The organism is Rhodocista pekingensis (assembly GCF_042665545.1).
Taxonomy (GTDB): Bacteria; Pseudomonadota; Alphaproteobacteria; order Azospirillales; family Azospirillaceae; genus Rhodocista; species Rhodocista pekingensis.
The window spans coordinates 848,893-868,570 of record NZ_JBHTCM010000010.1; the positions used below are offsets into that span (position 1 = coordinate 848,893).

Annotated in this window: 18 protein-coding genes; 6 read left to right on the top strand and 12 right to left on the bottom strand. The window is 71.5% G+C overall.

The features are described 5' to 3' along the window. Window positions 1–2 precede the first annotated feature (2 nt). From ACFQPS_RS12220 to ACFQPS_RS12245, 6 genes are all read right to left on the bottom strand, one after another. Entirely contained in the window at window positions 3–317 is a 315-nt protein-coding gene (locus ACFQPS_RS12220; protein ID WP_377359330.1) for a hypothetical protein, read from the bottom strand. Window positions 318–509: 192 nt separating this feature from the next. Next, window positions 510–1,232 (bottom strand): Bax inhibitor-1/YccA family protein, encoded by a 723-nt coding sequence (locus ACFQPS_RS12225; protein ID WP_012567631.1) that lies wholly within the window; start codon window positions 1,230–1,232, stop codon window positions 510–512. Between the two features lie 142 nt (window positions 1,233–1,374). Further along, window positions 1,375–1,989, bottom strand: a complete 615-nt coding sequence (locus ACFQPS_RS12230) for a DUF4142 domain-containing protein (protein WP_377359332.1) — start codon at window positions 1,987–1,989, stop codon at window positions 1,375–1,377. A 157-nt stretch (window positions 1,990–2,146) separates the two neighbouring features. Further along, a complete protein-coding gene (locus ACFQPS_RS12235; RefSeq protein ID WP_377359334.1) occupies window positions 2,147–3,190 on the bottom strand; it encodes an SRPBCC family protein in 1,044 nt (347 codons plus the stop codon). A 159-nt stretch (window positions 3,191–3,349) separates the two neighbouring features. Next, complete coding sequence (locus ACFQPS_RS12240; RefSeq protein ID WP_377359336.1) at window positions 3,350–3,562, bottom strand: hypothetical protein; 213 nt, start codon at window positions 3,560–3,562, stop codon at window positions 3,350–3,352. A 138-nt stretch (window positions 3,563–3,700) separates the two neighbouring features. Next, a complete protein-coding gene (locus ACFQPS_RS12245; protein ID WP_377359338.1) occupies window positions 3,701–4,306 on the bottom strand; it encodes a hypothetical protein in 606 nt (201 codons plus the stop codon). A gap of 193 nt (window positions 4,307–4,499) precedes the next feature. On the opposite strand from ACFQPS_RS12245, the gene ACFQPS_RS12250 reads away from it, so the two are divergent. Together ACFQPS_RS12250 and ACFQPS_RS12255 are read left to right on the top strand one after the other, a co-directional pair. Further along, window positions 4,500–4,874: a hypothetical protein gene (locus tag ACFQPS_RS12250; RefSeq protein WP_377359340.1), complete on the top strand. Its 375-nt coding sequence runs from the start codon at window positions 4,500–4,502 to the stop codon at window positions 4,872–4,874. A gap of 130 nt (window positions 4,875–5,004) precedes the next feature. Next, window positions 5,005–5,796, top strand: coding sequence for a sulfite exporter TauE/SafE family protein (locus ACFQPS_RS12255; protein ID WP_377359342.1), 792 nt, complete (start codon window positions 5,005–5,007; stop codon window positions 5,794–5,796). Between the two features lie 59 nt (window positions 5,797–5,855). On the opposite strand, the gene ACFQPS_RS12260 is transcribed toward ACFQPS_RS12255, so the two are convergent. From ACFQPS_RS12260 to ACFQPS_RS12270, 3 genes are read right to left on the bottom strand one after another with little or no spacing between them, the layout of a single operon-like run. Then, entirely contained in the window at window positions 5,856–6,845 is a 990-nt protein-coding gene (locus ACFQPS_RS12260) for an Hsp33 family molecular chaperone HslO (protein ID WP_377359344.1), read from the bottom strand. After that, entirely contained in the window at window positions 6,842–7,762 is a 921-nt protein-coding gene (gene argF / locus ACFQPS_RS12265; RefSeq protein WP_377359346.1) for an ornithine carbamoyltransferase, read from the bottom strand. Before argF ends, ACFQPS_RS12260 begins: the two co-directional genes overlap by 4 nt. After that, complete coding sequence (locus tag ACFQPS_RS12270; protein WP_377359348.1) at window positions 7,759–8,949, bottom strand: aspartate aminotransferase family protein; 1,191 nt, start codon at window positions 8,947–8,949, stop codon at window positions 7,759–7,761. Before ACFQPS_RS12270 ends, argF begins: the two co-directional genes overlap by 4 nt. Window positions 8,950–9,222: 273 nt before the next feature. On the opposite strand from ACFQPS_RS12270, the gene ACFQPS_RS12275 reads away from it, so the two are divergent. Beyond that, window positions 9,223–9,636, top strand: coding sequence for a bactofilin family protein (locus ACFQPS_RS12275; protein ID WP_377359350.1), 414 nt, complete (start codon window positions 9,223–9,225; stop codon window positions 9,634–9,636). A gap of 256 nt (window positions 9,637–9,892) precedes the next feature. Here ACFQPS_RS12275 and ACFQPS_RS12280 read toward each other — a convergent pair whose 3' ends face one another. Both ACFQPS_RS12280 and ACFQPS_RS12285 read right to left on the bottom strand, forming a co-directional pair. Next, window positions 9,893–10,747 carry a DUF3800 domain-containing protein gene (locus ACFQPS_RS12280; protein WP_377359351.1) on the bottom strand — a complete coding sequence of 285 codons (855 nt, stop codon included), beginning with the start codon at window positions 10,745–10,747 and terminating at the stop codon, window positions 9,893–9,895. 89 nt (window positions 10,748–10,836) lie between these two features. Next, a complete protein-coding gene (locus ACFQPS_RS12285; protein ID WP_377359353.1) occupies window positions 10,837–11,550 on the bottom strand; it encodes an MBL fold metallo-hydrolase in 714 nt (237 codons plus the stop codon). Window positions 11,551–11,793: 243 nt separating this feature from the next. Between ACFQPS_RS12285 and ACFQPS_RS12290 the strand changes: the two genes are divergently transcribed. The 3 genes from ACFQPS_RS12290 (at window position 11,794) to ACFQPS_RS12300 (ending at window position 16,377) form a co-directional block, all read left to right on the top strand. Continuing rightward, the gene (locus ACFQPS_RS12290; RefSeq protein WP_377359355.1) at window positions 11,794–12,342 is read left to right on the top strand and encodes a PAS domain-containing protein; all 549 of its coding nucleotides are present in this window, start codon (window positions 11,794–11,796) and stop codon (window positions 12,340–12,342) included. A 187-nt stretch (window positions 12,343–12,529) separates the two neighbouring features. Then, window positions 12,530–14,713: a sensor histidine kinase gene (locus tag ACFQPS_RS12295; protein ID WP_377359357.1), complete on the top strand. Its 2,184-nt coding sequence runs from the start codon at window positions 12,530–12,532 to the stop codon at window positions 14,711–14,713. A gap of 287 nt (window positions 14,714–15,000) precedes the next feature. Next, entirely contained in the window at window positions 15,001–16,377 is a 1,377-nt protein-coding gene (locus ACFQPS_RS12300; RefSeq protein WP_377359359.1) for an OmpP1/FadL family transporter, read from the top strand. A 3-nt stretch (window positions 16,378–16,380) separates the two neighbouring features. Here ACFQPS_RS12300 and ACFQPS_RS12305 read toward each other — a convergent pair whose 3' ends face one another. After that, a complete protein-coding gene (locus tag ACFQPS_RS12305; protein WP_377359361.1) occupies window positions 16,381–19,599 on the bottom strand; it encodes a S8 family serine peptidase in 3,219 nt (1,072 codons plus the stop codon). Window positions 19,600–19,678: the final 79 nt, after the last annotated feature.

The window sequence follows — 19,678 nt, forward strand, 5'->3', positions numbered from 1 at the left end:
GCTCAGCCGCCCCGGCGCCAGCGGCGGCGCCAGACCGCCCATTTCCGCTCGCCCCAGATCATCAGGCGGTTCATCGGCCCCTTCAGGAAAGGGATGTCCACGGCCAGCAGCAGCAGTCCCAGCGGCAGCATCCAGAAGCCCAGCACGGGCAGGAAGGCGAAGAAGCCGCCCAGGATCAGCAGGATGCCCGCCGGCACGCGCAGCCAGAAGGCACGCGGCCGGCGCAGCCGGTTCAGGCGGGTGCCGACCGGATCGGGCAGCGCCTGTTCCAGCCGGTTGAAGCGCCGGTCCAGCCGGCGGTCCTGCTTCGCGCTCACGCTCTGTCGCCATCCCCTGCGGTGTCGGTTGCCCGGAACCGGGCTGCGCCGGAAACGGATCACGCTGTAAACGGGGAACGGCCGCTGCCGTCCCCTGCTGATCCGGGATGAACAAAAAGAAACCGCCCGGGGAACCCCCCGGGCGGTCCGCGGTGGAGGCCCCCGGGGGACCTCCGGTCCGGTCGCTGCCGACTACTCGTCGCGCTGGCCGAGGAGCTGGAGCAGCATGGTGAAGAGGTTGATGAAGTTCAGATAGAGCGACAGCGCGCCCATCACGGCGAGCTTGCCGTTGGCCTCCGCCCCCCAGCCTTCGGCGTACTGCTCCTTGATCCGCTGGGTGTCCCAGGCGGTCAGGCCGGTGAAGACGATGACGCCGATCACCGAGATGGCGAACTGCAACGCCGAGCTGGCCAGGAAGATGTTCACGAGGCCGGCGATCACGATGCCGATCAGGCCCATGACCATGAACCCGCCCATGGAGGACAGGTCCTTCTTCGTCGTGTAGCCGTAGAGGCTGGTCGCGGCGAACATGCCGGCGGTGATGAAGAACACCCGCGCGACGCTCGCCCCGGTGTAGACGAGGAAGATGTACATCAGCGACAGGCCCATCAGACCGCTGAACACGTAGAACAGCGTCTGGAGCGTCGCCGCCGACATCTTGTGGAAGTTCCAGCTCAGGATGAAGATGAAGGCCAGCGGGGCCAGCATCACCACCCACTGGAGCGGCGTGCCGTAGACCGCGCCGACGACCGCCGGCGTGCTGGCGCCGAGGAAGGCCACCAGGCCCGTGATCACCAGGCCGACGGTCATGTAGTTGTAGACGCGCAGCATGTGCTGCCGCAGGCCTTCGTCGAACTGGGCCTGATCGAGTGCGCGGCCTGCGGTCGCGTATCGATTGTAAGGTCCGATAGCCATGGATGTCCCCAGAAGCCACGTTGCGGTTGCGCCCTAATATTGGGAGCCCCGCCGTCAGGTTCAACATCACCCTCGTCGCAGGCGTGTCCACTGATCCAGAGTAGTTTCAGGGGTTTATGACGGCGCCCCCAAGAGGGCGGTGTCAGTTGGCGCCGCTGCCGGCCACGCCGACCCCGGCGGCATCGCGCAGCCGGGCCAGCAGGTCCTCCAGCGTCGCCAGCGCCTCGCCGGGCAGCGCCGCAGCCGGGCCGCCGCCGGCCGCCGGCGCCGCCGCCTCGCGGTAGAGGGCGACCAGCCGCTGGTGCGCGTCGATCTGCTGGGTCAGCCAGAGCGTGTCGAAATCCTCGTCCGCCGCCTGACGGAGCTGCATCAGCATGGCGGCCGGGGCGACGCCCGGATCGGCCGGCGGCACGACCCCGCGGCGCACGGCCTCGGCCCCCAGCTCATCCAGCAGGACCGTGTGGCTGTCCAGGATGTCGCTGGCGATCTCCTGGACCTCCTCGGTATCGGACCGCTCCTGCGCCAGCCGGGCGCTCTCGGCCACGTAGAGGCTGCCGCGCACGGCGTCCGCCAGCGGCCCCTCCGCCGCCGTCTCCGTCGCCGGTGCCACAGGAGCCGGTGCCGGGGCAGCAGGCGCCGGGCCGGTTGCCTGGGCCGCCGCCGGCCCGGCACCCGCCAGCAGGGCGGCCAGGACCAGGACGGGAACGGACAGCGGGCGGGCCGCCCGGATCGGGCGGACCGGAGACGACGCGCACATGCGGCACCTCGGAGGACGGAAAAACGGGCGGTGGGAAAGACGCCCCATCCTAGCGGATGCGCCCGGCCGGCAGCGTCGTGGAAAACGCATCGCCGGGCCGCACCCCCGGACGGCCGTGCCGGCCGGGGGCGGACCCGGACGGACCGCCGGACGATCGTCAGACGTCGCCGGTGATGGTGCCGGAGGACCCCGCCGACCCGCCCGCGGTGCCCGGCGAGGCGCCGCCCGACGCCCCCGACGGCGACCCCGACGACGAGCCTGAGGCCGAGGACCGCTCCATCGCGGCACCCACGGTCGTGCGCTCGCCGGCGGACTGGCCGGCCGTGGTGGTGTCGCTGCCCGACTCCATCATCCGCTTGAAGCGGTTCAGGTCGTCGCGCATCTGCTGCTGCGGTTCGCGGCCCAGCAGGCGGGCGACGGCGCGGCCCAGGGCCCCGCCCGGCGGCTCGTAGCGGATGACGGCCTGCACCTCGGTGCCGCGTCCGCCGGGGGCGGGGCGGAATTCGACATGCCCCCAGTTGGGCACGTCCGCCCCTTCCACCGCGCGCCAGGCCAGCCGGCGGTTCTCCTGCTCGTCGGTCAGCTCGGCGTCCCAGCTCACGCGCAGCCCGGCCGGCCCCTCGGCGACCCAGTGGGAATGGCGGTCGTCGATCACGTCCACCCGCTCCAGATGGTGCATGAAGCGCGGCAGGTTGGAGAAGTCGCGCCAGAAGCGGAAAAGCTCCTCGGCCGGGCGGTTGACCGTCACGCTGTGGGAGACGGTGACGGCCCGCTGCTCGTGGTCGCCGCTCCTCTCGCCCAGCCATTCCTCGCCGACCCAGTCGCGGATCGCCGACCGGCCGCTGAAGGCCTGCTGGATGACGCCCAGCCCGGCCAGCGCGATGCCGTAGCCCAGCCAGCCGCCACGGCGGACGCCCAGCGCCGTCATCAGGCCGCCGACCAGCAGCGGCGCCATCTGGTAGGCGTCGCCGCCGCTCAGACCGCCCATGCCGCCGCCCTGACCCTGCCGGCCCTGCCAGCCCCCCTGGCCGACGCGGCCGTAGCTCCCCGGGCCGCCGCCCTGGGCGGAGCCGCCACCCCCGTAGCCGCCGCCATAGTTGCTGCCGCGGCCGGAACCGTAGCTGCCATGGTCCTGGTCGTCGGGCCGGTCGCTGCCATAGGCGCCCGGACGGCGCCCACCCGTGCCGTAATCGTAGCTCATCGCATCCTCCCAGAGGCCGCCCGCGGAAGGGATTGCTGCGGCGGCGCTTCGAACGGTGCCCGGCTCAACAGGCGGCACCGGGGCCGGTTCCCGGCGGGCGCAGCAGCCGGACCGTCAGGAAGGGAAAGGCAGGGAAGAGGCAAAAGGGCGGGGCGGGGATCAGTCGGGGCCGGCGGTGCCGTGGACGGACTCGCCGGGGACGGGTCCGGTCACGGCGCCGCCCGGCGGGGTTCCGCCCTCTCCCGGCCCGGTCCGGCCGGGCCGCCGCTCCGCCTCACGGCGGTTCGCCTGGGCCGCCTCGACCTCGCGGCGCTTCGCCTCCTCGGAGTCCCGGGCGGTCTCCGTCCCTTCGCTCAGGCCCTTCTCGCTCATGGTGTCCTCCTGCGTCGCGGCCCCCCGGCGGATCGCCGGACGGCATGCCGTCCGGCAACAGCGGCGCGGCCGGGACATCACGGCCGGGACATCACGCCGGCGGGGATGCGCACCGACAGGTGTCGGAGCCGGAGACCGTCAGAGGATGATGGCGGGGAACAGGTTGGCGCGGATCGCCGCATCGAGCTGGGCGTCGAGGTCGGTCGCCATGGCGCGCACGAGGTCGAGCATCGCCTTCTCGCGTTCCGCGAGGCTGACATCCTCCGCCACGGTGGTGGAGCGGGCGACGGCCACGCTGGCCGCCCCGCTGAAGCCCTGGGCCGGCCGGTCCACCAGCACATCGACGGCCAGCTTGCCCTCGTAGCGCTCCGACTGGTCCTTGGTGAACCAGCCGCGGATGCCGGTCGTCCGCTCCAGCTCCGCCTCCACGACGGAGGCGTCGCGGATCACCACCCGGGCGCGGCCGCTGTTGCCGCCGGCCTTCAGCCGGTCCTGCACCCAGAGCCGCACCGTATCCGACGGGGTGACGGGCAGCAGGTGCTCCACGTTCGGCTCCTTCAGGGGCGGCACATACTCGTTGACCACCTCGATCTCCGCCACGTCCAGGGTGATCGTCCCCTTCTCCGCGAAGGAGAGGCCGGGACCCGGCTGCTGCGCGGCGGCAGGGCCGGACGGCAGGGCGGCCAGAAGGACGGCAAGCAGGAGGGTGGGGAGAAAGGGGAAACGGAGGGATTGGCGCATCATCGGAAACCTCATGGACGGAACGGCGGGCAGGAGCCGACCGGAAGGGGGCCGTTCCCCCGAAACGTGGCCGCATCCTGCCCCGCGCTCCCGCCCACGGCAAGGCTCGCGCCGGGAAATGCGGCGGTGACGCCGCCGGCCGGGGAACCGCGTCCGTCCCGTCCTGTTGCGGGCCGAGCCGCACCGGAGTCTGCCCATGCCGTCGCCCATGCTGTCCCGCCCCCTGGCCCGTCCCCTGGCCCGTCCCCTGCGCCGCTGGCCCGCGCGCATCCTCGCCGCGGTCCTGCTGCTGCCGGCCGTCACCGGCCCGGCACGGGCGCAGGACATGCCCCCGCCGCCGGAGTTCCCCGCCCCGCAGCCCCCAACACCACAGCCCACCGACCGGGACCGGGCCGATCCTGTCCCGCGGTACGATCCGGCAGCCCCGGAGAGCACGGAGGAGGAGGACGGCAGGGCGGCCCGCTCCGGTCCGGACGCACCCGATCCGGACGCCGCCGATCCCGCCACCGCGGCCGAGGCGGAGTCGGCCGAGCATCCCTTGCCCCCGCCGCTGGAGCCGCCATCCCCCTGACCGCCCCCCCCCGGAACCGCCCCCGGGAACCGCCCCCGGGAACCGTCAAGCCGAGCGGCCGGGGCCGTTTCCAGAGCCCCCGGAATCGCGTTAGCCTCCCGGCAGCGGATACAGGGGGGCTGGAGGCGACGTGACCCTGACGGACATGCTGCTGCTGGGCGGGGCCGGGCTGATGGCCGGCGTGGTGAACGCCGTGGCCGGCGGCGGCACCTTCTTCACCTTCTCCGCCCTGGTCGGCGTCGGCATCCCGCCGATCGCCGCCAACGCGACCAGTTCGGTGGCCGTCTGGCCCGGCAGCATCGCCAGCATGGCCGCCTACCGGCAGGAAGTGGTGGCGCACGGGCGCCGCTTCGCCCTGCTGGGCGTGGTCAGTCTGGCCGGCGCGGCCATCGGGGCGTGGCTGCTGCTGCGGCTGGAGGATGCCCAGTTCCGCGTGCTGGTGCCCTGGCTGCTGCTGGTGGCGACCCTGCTGTTCGCCTTCAGCCCGCGCCTGACGGCGTACCTGCGCGCCCGTGGCCGGCGGGAGCGGCAGGAGGACGCGGCGGAGCGACCGCCGGGCGGCGCCGTCTCCCACATCGCGGGCGCCGTCATCCAGTTCCTGGTGGCGATCTATGGCGGGTTCTTCGGCGCCGGCATGGGCATCCTGATGCTGGCCGCGCTGGCGGTGACGGAGGGCGACGACTTCCACCGCATCAACGCGGCCAAGGTGCTGCTGTCCGTCCTGATCAACGGCATCGCCATCGTCCTGTTCATCGCGGACGGGCTGGTGCGCTGGCCGGCGGCGCTGATCGTGATGGCGACCTGCATCGCCGGCGGCTATCTGGGCGTGGTCGTCGCCAAGCGGGTGCCCGTGGAATGGGTGCGCCGCTTCGTCGTCAGCGTCGGCGCGGGCCTGACGGCCTGGTTCTTCCTGGTTCCCTGAGAGGGCCGCCCCTCCGGACCGGGAGCGCCCCCTTGGGGAGCACCCGGCGGCCGGAACGGTCAGTCGGCGTAGACGGCGTCCAGGGCGGCGTCGTCGAAGCCGTATTCGGTCTTGCAGAACTCGCAGGTGACGGCGACCCGGCCGTCCACCTTCAGGTCCTCCAGCTCGCCGCGCGGGATCGAGCGCAGCGCCGTCGCCACCCGCCCGCGGGAGCAGCGGCAGGCGGCGCGCAGGGCGTGGCGGGTGTAGACCCGCGCGCCCTCCTCATGGAAGAGCCGGAACAGCAGGTCGTTGACCGGCAGCCGCGGGTCCAGCAGCTCGGCCTCCGTGCAGGAGCCCAGCAGCACCATGGCACGGCGCCAGTCGTCCTCCTCCACGTCGGAGCGGCGGGCCGCCTCGCTCCGCGCCCCGCCTTCCTCCGGCAGGGCCTGCACCAGGATGGCGCCGCCGACCCAGCGGCCGGCGGGATCGCGGCCGACCGCCACCTTGATGCCGGTGGCGAGCTGCTCGGACTGGCGGAAATAATGGCGCACGGCGTCGTCCAGGCTGTCGCCGGCCAGCTCGACGATGCCCTGGTAGCGCTCCGTGTGCTCGCCCTGGTCCACGGTGAAGGCGAGATAGCCCGTACCCAGCAGGTCGCGGAGCGTGCCGGGGGCGCCGGCGGCCACCGCCGCGGCCAGCCGGTCGGCGTCGAAGCTGGCATAGCCGCGCAGGTCGCCGACGCTGGTGACGTCGGCCACGGTGAAGGAGACCGGCCCGTCGCCCTTGGTCTGGAGGGTGAAGATGCCCTCGTACTTGAGCGCGGAGGCCAGCGCCGCCCCGAGCGTGATGGTCTCGCCCAGCAGCAGCGCCACGGGATCGGGATAGGCGTGACGGGTCAGGATCTCGTCCAGCGCCGGGCCCAGGCGGACGAGGCGTCCGCGCAGGCTGGAGCGGTCGAGCTGGAACGGCTGCACCACGTCCAGGTCCGCGGTCACGCGGTCCGGATCGCGGGCGGGGTCGCGGCCGGCACCGGGATCGGCGCCGCCCGCGCGGGTGGGATCGGTCATGTGTTCAGACACCAGGCCAGGATGCCCTTCTGGGCGTGCATGCGGTTCTCCGCCTCGTCCCAGACGACCGACTGCGGCCCGTCGATGACGGCGGTGGAGACCTCCTCGTCCCGATGGGCCGGGAGGCAGTGCATGAATATGGCGTCCTTCTGCGCCAATCCCATCAGCCGTTCATTCACCTGATAGGGCTTCAGCAGGGCGTGCCGGCGCTCGGCGTCCTGGTGGTGCATGCTGACCCAGGTGTCGGTGACGACGGCGTCGGCCCCGGCCACCGCGGCCTCCGCATCCCGGGTGACGATGACGCGGCCCTCGTTGCGGCGCACCCATTCCAGCGTCTCAGCACTGGGCGCCAGCTCGGCCGGGCAGGCCACGCGCAGCTCGAAGTCGAAGCGCACGGCGGCGTGGATCCAGCTCTCGCAGACATTGTTGGCGTCGCCCGACCAGCAGACGACCTTGCCGGCGATCGGCCCCTTGCGTTCCTCGAAGGTCAGGATGTCGGCCATGATCTGCACGGGATGCGATTTGTCGGTCAGACCGTTGATGACGGGGACGGTGGCGGCCTCCGCCATCTCGTGCAGCTTCTCCTCGGCGTCGGTGCGCAGCATGATCGCGTCCACGAAGCGGGAGAGCACCCGCGCCGTGTCCCCGATCGTCTCACCGTGGCCGAGCTGGATCTCCTTGCCGGTCAGGGTGATGACCTCGCCGCCGAGCTGGCGCATGCCGACCTCGAACGAGACGCGGGTGCGGGTCGAGGGCTTCTCGAAGATCAGCGCCAGCGTCCGGCCCAGCAGCGGCTTCTCCGGCTGCTTCGCCCGCTTCAGCGCCGCGGCGTAGTCCAGCATGCCTCGCAGGCTGCCGGCATCCAGCAGATGGATGTCGATGAAATGGCGGACCTTGCGGTTGGCGGCGGGGCTCATGCTGCGGTTCCATTCTGGGAGGCAAGCTCCCGGCAGGTGCGGTCGAGGATGGCGATGGCTTCGTCGATCTCCGTCTCGCCCACGATCAGGGGCGGCAGGATGCGGATGGCGTTGTCGGCGGCAGAGACCACCAGCAGGCCGTTCAGGCGCAGCCGGGTGACCAGATCGCCGTTCGGCACGACGCAGCGCAGGCCCAGCATCAGCCCGCGGCCGCGCGCCGCCGCCAGCACCGTCGGATGGCGCTCCACCAGCGCCTCCAGCCGGGTCTGGAGCAGGCTGCCGGTCTCCTGCACCCGCTCCAGGAAGCCCGGCGCGGTCACCACGTCCAGCACGGCGTTGCCCACGGCCATGGCCAGCGGGTTGCCGCCGAAGGTGCTGCCGTGGGTGCCGGCCGTCATGCCGACGGCCGCCTTCTCCGTGGCGAGGCAGGCGCCCATCGGGAAGCCGCCGCCGATGCCCTTGGCGATGCACATGACGTCGGGCGTCACGTCGGCCCATTCATGCGCGAACAGCCTGCCGGTGCGGCCGACGCCCGTCTGGATCTCGTCGAACACGAGAAGCAGGCCGAACTCGTCGGCGGTGCGGCGCAGGGCGCGCAGATAGTCGAGATCGGCCGGGATGATGCCGCCCTCGCCCAGGATCGGCTCCACCATGATGGCGCCGGTCTCCGGCGTGATGGCGGCGCGCAGTTCGTTCAGGTTGTTGAACGCGACCTGGTCGAAGGCGTCCAGCAGCGGGCCGAAGCCCTTGACCATCTTCTCCGACTTCGCGGCGGCGATGGCCGTGGTGGTGCGGCCGTGGAAGGCGCCGCCGGCCACGATGAAGCGGGTCCGCTGCGGGTTGCCGGTCTCGTAATGGTACTTGCGCACGGTCTTGATCGCGCATTCCCACGCCTCGACGCCGGAATTGGTGAAGAACACCGTGTCCGCGAAGGTCAGCGCCGTCAGCCGCCGGGCCAGGCTCTCCTGCCCGGCGACGCGGAACAGATTGGAGGTGTGCCAGAGCCGGTGCGCCTGTTCGGTCAGCTTCTGCACCAGATAGGGGTGCGCATGGCCGAGCGCGTTGACGGCGATGCCGCTGGTGAAGTCAAGGTATCGTCGGCCTTCCGTGTCCCAGAGATAGCTGCCCTCGCCGCGCTCGAAGATCACATCGATGCGCGCATAGGTCGGCATGACGACAGGGACCACGGCTCCTCTCCTCGGGATGCGGCGCCGGGGTGCGGCGCCGGAAGCCCCGCCCCGGACGGCGTCCGGACGCTCCGGATGCCTGCGGCGGCGGGAAAACGGCGACTATTGTGCGCTGCGGGGGCCGTGTCAATCGTGGGAGGGGCGCGACAAGCTCAGGGCTGTCCCCCGGAAGTGCTCTATTCTTGCGGAATTAACCCGCTCAGCTTATGAATAACTCCGACCGGGCGGGGCCGTTGGACCATGCGACCGCCCTTTGGGGAGATAGCCTTGCCGATGCCGACCGACATCCTCGATCCGCGCAGTTTCCCGCGACCCGGTGCCAACGGCGCCGCCGAACCGGCACCGCAGCCGGCCAAGCCGGGCGGCGTCACCACGATCTCCGCCGAAGCGCGGATCGAAGGCGCCACCATCTCGCACTGCGACACGCTCCATGTGGCCGGTCGGCTGGTGGACGTCACCCTGGTGGACGTGAAGGTGCTGGAGGTGGCCGAGGGCGGCCAGTTCGAGGGCACCGCGAAGGTCGAGAGCATGCGGGTGCAGGGCCGGGCCAGCGGCACCATCGAGGTGTCGGGCACCCTCTCCATCGGGGAGACGGGTCTGGTGGACGGCACCGTCCGCTACGGCCGCATCAGCATCGCCGACGGCGGCAGCGTCACCGGCACCCTGCAATCGGGTCCGGCACAGTAAGAACCGCCCGCGCGGTGGCCGGCCCCGAGGGGAGCGGCCACCTGCACGGGTCCGATCCGCCGCCGGTGCCTTCCATGTCCGGCGGGGGGCCAAAGGACGGGGAAGGTCAAGCGAAGGCGGCGGGATTCCAGCCCTCCGACCCTGGCCTTGACGATGCCGGGCGGATGCGCTTAGGATCACACCATGGTCAATTGCGACCGGGCGTCGTCGTAGACGGCGGGGGAAGGGGCTCGGAGATTTCCGGGCCCTTTGTCTTTCAAAGGGTGCTTCCTACCGTTCCAACGGATGTAACTGCCGGAGCTTCGGGATCGAAGCAATAATACTTTATCCCGCAGTTCACCAGTCCATGCGCCAGGGTCCGGTCGATGAGTTTGCTGTGCGCAACCAGATGCCGGAACGGCCGATAGTCCGGATCGTAACACCCCTTCACGACGGGCCAGAGCAGGATGTCCGCGATCTGCCCCATCGGGTTGGATTTCCGGATGAACGTGGGATTCCTGACCAGTGTCCGGGCGAAACCGCTTGCAAGAAGCGGATCGTATTTGCCGGACGTCCCCTTGTCGAAGTCCGCGCCGGTCTGGATCAGGCGGGCGTGATAGTCCCGGATATCCCTGTCTTCCCGCTTGCCGCAGGCCTCCACGAACACCTTGAGCATGCGGTCCTGCGCCGCTGCGATCTTGGCACATCGCTCGACGAGTATCTGGTAGGCGGACCGGCAGAGCCTCCAGCGCCCGTCGCCATAGAGGGCTCGATAACGGGCATTGTAGCCCGGCCGATGGACCACGCAGGCCGTCACATGGATCGGCAGGCGGGCGATCAGATCGGAGAGATCGGCCTGGAAGCGGGCTGCGCGGTCCCGATCCTGCCCCAGCCAGGCAAAGACGCCCTTCCGGCACCGGATCTCGTGGGAATGCAGCGGTCCTGCGAGATCGTAGCGGCCAACCAGGTTCGCGACCTCCGCATGAACCATTCCCGCCTGTTCGGCAGGTATCATGAAACCACCCAGGGCGAAGGCATCGACGCCATCCGCCCGCGGCAAGGGGGCAACCCTGTCGGGCATACGGCTGCCACTGTCATCGACATAAAGATCGAAGGTGGGGGTTGCGCCCATCCGGACTGTGCACGGAGTCTGTTACAACAACCAAGAGAAGTAACCCCGACGGGCAGAGCTTGCAACCCTTCGCCTGCGATGCTGCGGTCTCATCCCCGGCCGCGGACGGCCTGGTCGGAGACGAAGGGGTTGCCGTGGCGTTCCTGGCCGAAGGTCGAGGTTTCGCCGTGGCCGGGCAGGAAGGTCACGTCGTCGCCGAGCGGAAACAGCTTGCCGCGGATCGAGGCGACCAGCGCCTCGAAACTGCCGCCGGGGAAGTCGGTCCGCCCGACCGATCCCTTGAACAGCACGTCGCCCACCACGGCGAAGCGCGACGGCGCATGGAAGAAGACCACATGCCCCGGCGTGTGGCCCGGGCAGTGCAGGACCTGGAGCGTCAGCGCGCCCACCGTCACCGTGTCGCCGTCGCCGAGCCAGCGGTCGGGCGTGAAGGGCCGGGCATAGGGCATGCCGTAGGCGGCGCCATGGCTGGCCAGCTCGGCGATCCAGTAGTCGTCCTGGCGGGCCGGTCCCTCGACGGGGACTTTCAGCCGCTCCGCCAGATCGGCCACGGCGGCGGCGTGATCGACATGGCCGTGCGTGACCAGGATGCGCTCCACCGTCAGACCGTGCCGGCGCACCGCCTCCAGGATCGTCGGCACGCCGCCGCCCGGGTCCACCACGGCGGCCCGGCGGGTGGCGGTACACCAGAGCAGCGAGCAGTTCTGCGCGAACGGCGTGACGGGGATGACCGCCACCCGGAGCGGCGGCTCGCCGGGCGGCGGGGCGGGGATCGGGGCGGCGTGGGTCTGGTCCTCGGCCATGGCGGGGCCTCCCTGCGGGGTTGTCCGTCCGGAGATACACGCTCCCGGCCGGCGGGTGAACCCCCGGGCTGCCGCGATGGCCGCGGCGCGCCCCTGCTCCGCGCCCCTGCCCCGCACGCCGGCATCCGACTGCCGGCCGGGAGCCGGGCCTACTGCGCAAGGACAGGATGACGTTTCGGCGCGTGCTCCCGATCTGACGTTCCTATAACATACAAGTTGATGCAATTTTTCTGGAAGGTTCAGGTGAACCGTTTCCGCCCCCGCCGCGACGCCGGTCCGTCGCGGCCCACCATCACCGTCGCCCTGACGGAAAGCGAGGCGACGGAAGCCTGCCGCCGCCTGCTCGCCCACATCCGCACGCTGTCACCCGGGGGGCCGGCCCGCAAGGACCAGATCCGCCCCTATGAACTTCCGGGCGACCTGCTGCCCTATATCTGCCTGCTGGACGTGCTGCCCGGCGGCCGCTACCGCTTCCGCCTGTTCGGCACGGCCCTGGTGGACGCCTATGGCGGCGACGCCACCGGCCGGATGCTGAGCGAGATCGAGACGGGGGAGTCGCTGGAGCATGCCCACGATGTCTGCCGCCAGGTGGTGGTGTCGCGGCAGCCGGTCCTGACCCGCATCTCCTTCGAGACGGGACTGGGTCCCATCGTCTACGACCGGGTGGTGCTGCCGCTGGTCGATGCCGCGGGCGAGGTGCGCTGGCTGATGGCGCTGATCCGGATCATCGAGGGGGCGGAGCGGCACAGCCTGCTGGCCGGGCTGGAGGAACGCCTGCTGGCCGTCGGCTGAACCCGGCCGATCGGATCCGGCTGCCGGGCCCGGCCACCGGACGCAGCTAATGCGCGACCGCCGATGCGCGCGCACCATCTTAAGGGTCCATTAACCGGGCTTCCACCACCCTGGAGCATCGAGTTCGAGGCTCCCATGCGTGTCCGCGCCCACCCCGCCCCGTTCCCGCCTGCCGGGAGCTCCGGCCATGGCTGACGGCAGCCCCTGGCCGGTGCCCGTCGGCGGCGACGGTACGACGCTGCTGGAGGTGATCACCCGCCTTCAGGCCGATGCCCTGGCCGGGGTGGGGACGGCTACCCTGTTCGCGCGCATCCTGGATGCCTTCCGCGAGGCGACCGGCAGCCCCTGCGGCCTGATCGGGGAGGTGTTCGGCAATGCCGGCCGCTCCCCCTTCCTCTGCCCCATGGCGCTGGCGGGGCTCGGGACGGAGGGGGGCGGCCCGGAGGCCAGCGAGCGGCAGGCTGCGGCCCTGGTGCCCTTCGACGGGCCGGTCGGCCGGGTGATGCGGAAGGGCCGCGCCCTTCTGGAGAATACACCGGCCCTGACCGGGCCGGCCGGCGACGGCCCGGTCCCGCTGACCGCCTTCCTGGGCATCCCGATCGCGGCCCCACCGGTCTTCACGGGGCTGGTCGCCCTGGGCAACCGACCCGGCGGCTACGATCCCGGCCAGATCGAAGCGTTGCAGCCCCTGGTGACGACGGCGACAGCGCTGCTGCGCGCCCGCCGTGCCGAGGAGAAATGGGCGCTGGTGGAGCGGCACATGCGGCTGGTGCGGGCCGAACTGCGCGACCAGAAGGAGCGCATGGACCAGGTCATCGCCGGCACCGGCGTGGGCATCTGGGACTGGAACCCGCAGACCGGGGCGCTGGTCATCAACGAACGCTGGGCCGGCATCGTGGGCTACACCCTGGCCGAGCTGGGGCCGGTCAGCATCGCCACCTGGCGCCGGCTGGTCCACCCGCAGGACCTGGAGAAGGCCGAAGCCCTGCTGGAGGACGTCTTCGCCGGTCGCAGCCCGCTCTACGCCTGCGACATCCGCATGCGGCACAAGGCCGGGCACTGGGTCTGGGTGCGCGACAGCGGCCGCATCATGGGCCGCGACAGCACCGGCCGGGCGCTGCGCATGGTCGGCACCCACCTGGACGTGACGGAGGAGCGGCGCACCCTGGAGCAGGCGCTGGACTATCGCGGCCAGATCGAGGCGATCCTGGCGGCCGTGCCCGACGGCATCATGACCGTGGACCGGGACCTGCGCATCACGCGGGTCAACCGCGCGGCGGAGGCGCTGTTCGGCTGGCCGGCGGACACCATCGTCGGCCAGACGGTGGACGTGCTGCTGCCCGAGGGGCAGGCGGAGACGCACGGCCGGCTGGCCCGCGCCTTCTTCGAGACGGAGGAACCCGACGCCCGCCGCCAGATGGCCGGCTGGCGCGCGGTGCAGGGCCGCAAGCAGGACGGCAGCCTGTTCCCGGTGCTGGTCACCCTGTCCGCCACCCTGATCGACGGCAAGCCCATGGTCGTCGCGGCGCTGAAGGACATGACGGTGATCGAGCAGCAGAAGGCCGACCTGCGCGCGCTCGCGGAGGAGGTGGGCGAGCAGCTCAAGGCGGCGCAGGCGGCGAACCACGCCAAGAACCGCTTCCTGGCCGCGCTCAGCCACGAGCTGCGGACGCCGCTCAACGCCATCATCGGCTTCTCCGAGCTGGTCGCCACCGACACCGACGAGCACATCGACCCCGAGAAGCGGCGGGAGTACGCCGCCGACGTGGCCCAGGCCGGCACCCACCTGCTGGCGCTCATCAGCGACCTGCTGGATCTGGCCCGGATCGAGGCCAACCGGATCGAGCTGGAGATCGAGCCCTGCCCGCCGGACGGGCTGGCCTCCGATGCCGTGCGGATGCTGGGCCCCTCCCTCCGGGACAAGGGGATCGAGCTGGAGGTGGCGGTCGCCCCCGACCTGCCCCGGGTGGCGGCTGACCGCCGCGCCGTGCAGCAGATCCTGACCAACCTGCTGGGCAATGCCGGAAAGTTCACCCCCAAGGGCGGCCGCGTCACCGTCACGGTCGGGCTGGACCGGGCGGTTCCCGGTCAGGTCCGCTTCACGGTCGAGGACACCGGCTGCGGCGTCCCCGCGGACAAGCTGCCGCTGCTCGGCCAGCCCTTCGTGCAGGTCGGCGACAAGCGCCGCGCCTCCACCCCCGGGCTGGGCCTGGGGCTCGCCATCAGCCGCGGCCTGGTGGAGCGGATGGGCGGCATGCTGCGCATCGAGAGCGAGCTGGGCCGCTGGACCCGGGTGTCCTTCGGACTGCCTGCTTCGGGAGGGGCCGTTCCGGGTGGAGCCGTTTCGTCGCACCCCTCCCCCGGACGATGAGCCGGATCGGGCGGGAAAGCCCATTCCGGCGGGAACGACGGACCCCTGGAATCCGTTGTGTCGGAATAAACATCCGACGCTAGGATTAAGCGCCGCATTCCCAGCCGCCCCAGGTTCTGCTTGTCATGCGCCGTACCGTCGTGCTTGAACCGCGAGGTCGCCGCGACAGTCTTTCGACGCAAGCCGGCCGGGGAGGCCCCCTCCTCCGGGGTGGCGCCGGACGACGCGGCGCCGAACCATGAGAGCCGCCACCGAACGGCCGACCTCAGTGCAAGAGCCCTACTGACATGGGTAAGCCCAAGAAGATGACCATCGTTTCTCCCTCCCGCTCCGGCCGGAGCGCCGCCCTTGCCGGCGGCTTGCTTGCCGCGACCGCGCTTGCGACCGTCATTTCCCTGCCGTCCGGCGCCCACGCCGCCGGCTTCCAGATCCGTGAGAACAGCAGCGCCCTGCTGGGCACGGCCTTCGCAGGACTGGCGTCCGACCCGCGCGACCTGTCCACCGCCGTGAACAACCCGGCCGGCCTGACCTACATCCAGCGCTCCGGCGCCGAGGCGGCGCTGAGCCTGATCGTGCCCAGCACCAAGTTCAAGGGCACGACCGCCGATGCGCTCGGCCGCCCGATCAGCGGCGAGGCCGAGGGCTCCAAGGACCCGCTGCCGCTGCCCGCCGCCTATCTGGTCTATGCGCCGGAGGGGCAGGACTGGCGCCTGGCCCTGTCGGCCACCGCCCCTTACGGGCTGGAGACGGACTATGACGAGGACTGGACCGGCCGCTACCATGCCGTGAAGTCCACGCTGGAGACGGCCAACGTCAATCTGGCCGGCGCCTACCGGCTGATGCCGCAGCTCTCCGTCGGTGGCGGCATCTCGGTGCAGCGCGCCGAGGCCGAACTGACCAACGCCGTGGATTTCGGCGCCATCCTGGCGAACCTGCGCGTGCCCGGCTTCCTGCCGCAGTCGGCCGACGGCATGGCCAAGGTGAAGGGCGACGACTGGGGCTGGGGCTGGAACCTGGGCCTGCTGTTCGAGCCGGTGGCCGGCACCCGCTTCGGCCTGTCCTACCATTCCAAGATCGACCACACCCTGGACGGCACCGGCAAGTTCACCATGCCGTCCTCCGTCCGGACCGTGTTCACGGCCGTGGGCGTGCAGGCGTTCCAGCCGGAGTCGGGTGCCACCGCGGACGTGACCACGCCGCAGTCGATCGACTTCTCCGTCAGCCAGGACCTGGGCCGGATCGGCCTGCACGCCACCGCCTCCTGGACGGACTGGAGCGAGTTCAAGGAGATCCGGGTCGTCTTCGCCAACCCGGCGCAGCCGGTCTCGGTGGACGAGCAGTTCTACAACGATACCTGGTTCTTCGCCGTCGGCGCGACCTACGCCTACAGCGACGACCTGACCCTGCGCGTCGGTGCCGCCCATGACGGCCGCGCCGCGCAAGGGGAGTACCGCACCCCGCGCATCCCGGACGAGGAGCGCACCTGGCTGACCGCCGGCCTGTCCTGGCAGCCGCTGGAGTCGCTGACCGTGGACGCCGGCTACGCCCACCTGTTCGTGGCGGATGCCACGGTCAACCAGACGACCGGGACGGGCAACCGCCTGACCGGCCATTTCGAGAGCGACGTGGACATCGTCACGGTGGCGGCCCGCTACCGCTTCTGACGATCAGGCGATATCGGCGATCCCGGCCACGCCCAGCAGTGCGAGCGTGCTGCCGAGATCGCCGAAGCCCGTCCCCTTCCAGTAGAGGGCCTGGGCATTGCCGGGGCCGGTCACCAGAATGTCCTCGCGGCCGTCCCCGTCGATGTCGCCCGTGCCGGAGACCGACCAGCCCGGCTCCAGGGTGAACAGGTTGTGAATGCCGCCGAAGCCGCGTCCGACGTCCCAGGCGATCAGGATGCGGCTGTGGGTGTTGAACAGCAGCAGGTCGTCGGCCGCGCCGCCGACCAGGTCCGCCACCGCCTCGACCCGCCAGCCGTAGCCCGACGCCAGGGTCGGCAGATCGGCGAAGCCGCTGCCGTTCCAGAGCTGGAGCGCCCCGGTCGCCTCATTGTGAAAGATGATGTCGTCGCCGGCCCGCGCGTCGATCTCACCGGTGCCGGCCACCGAGAAGCCGGGCCGCAGCGTCAGGAACGGGGTCACGCTCCCACGCCCCGCATCCATGAAGGCCAACGCGCCGTCCGGCCCCGCCAGCAGCAGGTCGCTCGATCCCGGGGCGGTGAAGGCGCCCACGCCTACCGGCCGGTAGCCCGACGGCACCGGCAGCGCCGTGAAGCCGTCGCCGCCGCGCGCCACGTCCCAGACCACGACGCCGCCGTCGGGCAGGCTCAGCAGCAGATCGTCCTTGCCGTCGCCGCCCAGGTCGATGAAGCCGGTGACCGTCGTGCCCGGCGCCGGCCGCAGCAGGTAGGTGAAGCCGGCGCTGCCGCGGGTGCCGTCCCACAGCACCAGATCGCCCTCCGGCCGGACCAGCACCAGCTCCGCCGGCGAGTCGGACAGGCGCAGCGTCAGGTCCGAGAAGACCAGCCGCTCGATCCCGGTGAGCCGGTCCGTGCCCTCGGTCCCGGCGAGATGCGCGACCGTCGTCACGCCGTCGGCGGTGCTGATGCTGTAGGCGGAGCGGGGGCCCGAGAACACGGCCGTGTCGATGCCGCCGTCGCCCTCCAGCCGGTCGTCGCCGGCCCCGCCTGTCAGCCTGTCCGCCCCGGCCCCGCCCACCAGCGTGTCGGCTCCGGCGCCGCCGCGCAGGGTATCGGCCCCGCGCATGCCCCGCAGTTCCGAGCCCGAGGAGCCGGCCATCAGCAGGTCGTCGCCGTCGCCGGCGATGGCGGTTTCCACCGTGTTCGCCGCCACCCGCAGCTCTGCCCCGGCGATGCGGGAAAGGCCGCCCGAGAGGTCGATCACCGCACCGGCGCTCAGGGCCGCCCCGTTCAGCGTGTCGCGCCCGCCGTCGGTGTCGGACAGCGTGGCGCGGGCGGGCTGCGCCGCGGCCAGGAGCGCGTACTCGTCCGTGAAGAGGTAGAGGTCGTCGGCCTCCTCTGCCGCGCCGTAGACGCGCAGGGTCCAGGACACCAGGGTGCCGGTGTCCATCGCCCCGGTATCCGCGACGTGCAGGCGCCAGGTCCCGGCCGCAGCCTCGCCGAGGAAGGTGGCCGCACCGACGGTGAAGCGCAGCGTGCCGGCGTCGATGTTGCCCACCGCTTTCCCCAGCATCGGGTTGTTCAGGAGGGAGGCCACCGTGCCGGCCGGGGAGATCAGTTCGACCGCCAGGTCGCCGATCAGGGGATGGACGATGTCGAGATCCACCTCGACCCGCTCCACCCGCAGCGTCCCGGCGATGGCGACCGGATCGGTGATGCCGCTCGCGTCGTTGTCGGGAATGGCGATGCACGTCCGGCTGCCGGCCGAGAGCATCTGCTCGTTCGCCGCCGTGGACTGCCCTGTCCAGCTCTCCGCCAGCCGGACGGCCCCGCGGGCATCGACCAGCCCGAAGCCGGACCGCTCGCTGAAGTGCATGCCGCCGCCGTTCCAGCCGGACGCCCCCGTCCACTGCCAGCCGGAATCGCCGGGGTCGGAGTTGCGCGCGGTGGCGGCCAGGATCTGCTGCACGTCGCGGTAGCCCAGGTCCGGATTCGCCTCCAGCATCAGGGCCACGATTCCGCTGACGACCGGGGCGGAGATGGAGGTGCCGTTCAGGGTCGCCCAGTCCGTCGGCGAATAGCCGTCGGCTCCCGGCCGGTCGGTCGTCGTGACGTCGCATCCGGGAGCCGCCACCAGGACCGGGCTGCCCGGCGTGCTGAAGTCGGCGACGACGCCGCTGGAATCGCTGGCCGCCACCGTGATGACGAAGCGGCTGTTCTGGAAGTTGTGCAGGTTGGCGTCGTCGCCGGCCTGCCCGTTGTTGCCGGCGGACATCACGATGACCGTGCCCAGCCCGTCGCGCCCCTGCTGCACGGCGGTGCGCAGCGCCTCGCCGGCCGCGGCATAGGGGCCGCCGCTGAAATCATCCCTGAAGGCGCTCTTGGGGTTTTCCCGGCCCAGGCCCCATGAGTTGTTCACCACGTCCAGGTCCTGCGCCGCCCGCAGCAGGCCGCGGGCAATCGCTTCGCCGAAGGCGGTGTGGGTGTTGTCGAGGTTGTTGTAGAGAGCGACGAGGGTGGCGTTGTAAGCCACGCCGACGGTGCCGTAGCCGTTGCGTTCGGCGGCGATGACACCGGCGATGGCGGTGCCATGGTTGTCCTCGGTCCGCCGCGGGAAGGTGGCGGCGCCGCCGGTGGCCGTGTCGAAGCCGGCGAGGTCCAGGTTGCCGTCGAGGTCGCGGTGGCTGCCGTCGATGCCCTGGTCGAACACCCCGACGCGGACGCCCCTGCCGGTGAAGTCCGCCCAGACGGCAAGGGCATCGACTCCCCCGGCCGAGGGCCGCAGATGCCATTGCGCCTCGAACTCCGGATCGGTCGGGGCGCTGGCGCCGATGGGGCCGGGCGGATCGGGCTCCGGCAGGGGCAGGACAGCGGTCGCCAGCGTGTAGCTGCCGCTCAGGTCGCGCCCCGGATTGGAGAACGAACGGGCGGACAGGTAGTAGATGCCGCTGTCGAGCGCCGAGAAGACGAGGCGACTGTCGATGCCGGTGCCGCTGTCGTCGTCTGACGCGATGACACTGCCATCGGCGCGCACCAGGACAAGGTAGGGGTCCTCCAGCGTGCCGCCGTCGCCATCGACGCCGCGGAGGTCGAAGGCATAGGTGCGGCCGGCCTCCAGCCGGACAGCGAACCAGTCCTGGTCGACGCTGCTCTCCAGGAAGCCGATCGCGCTGTCCCCGATCGTCAGCGTCGTGGCGGCGTCCGGACCGTCCGCATGGTCGTCCGCCCCAAGGATTGTGGTCATATCGCTGCTTTACCCCCGATTTCGGGGGAGCCTACACCTGCCCCGGACCGTCACGCCAGGGGGCGGCGCCCACTCTCGA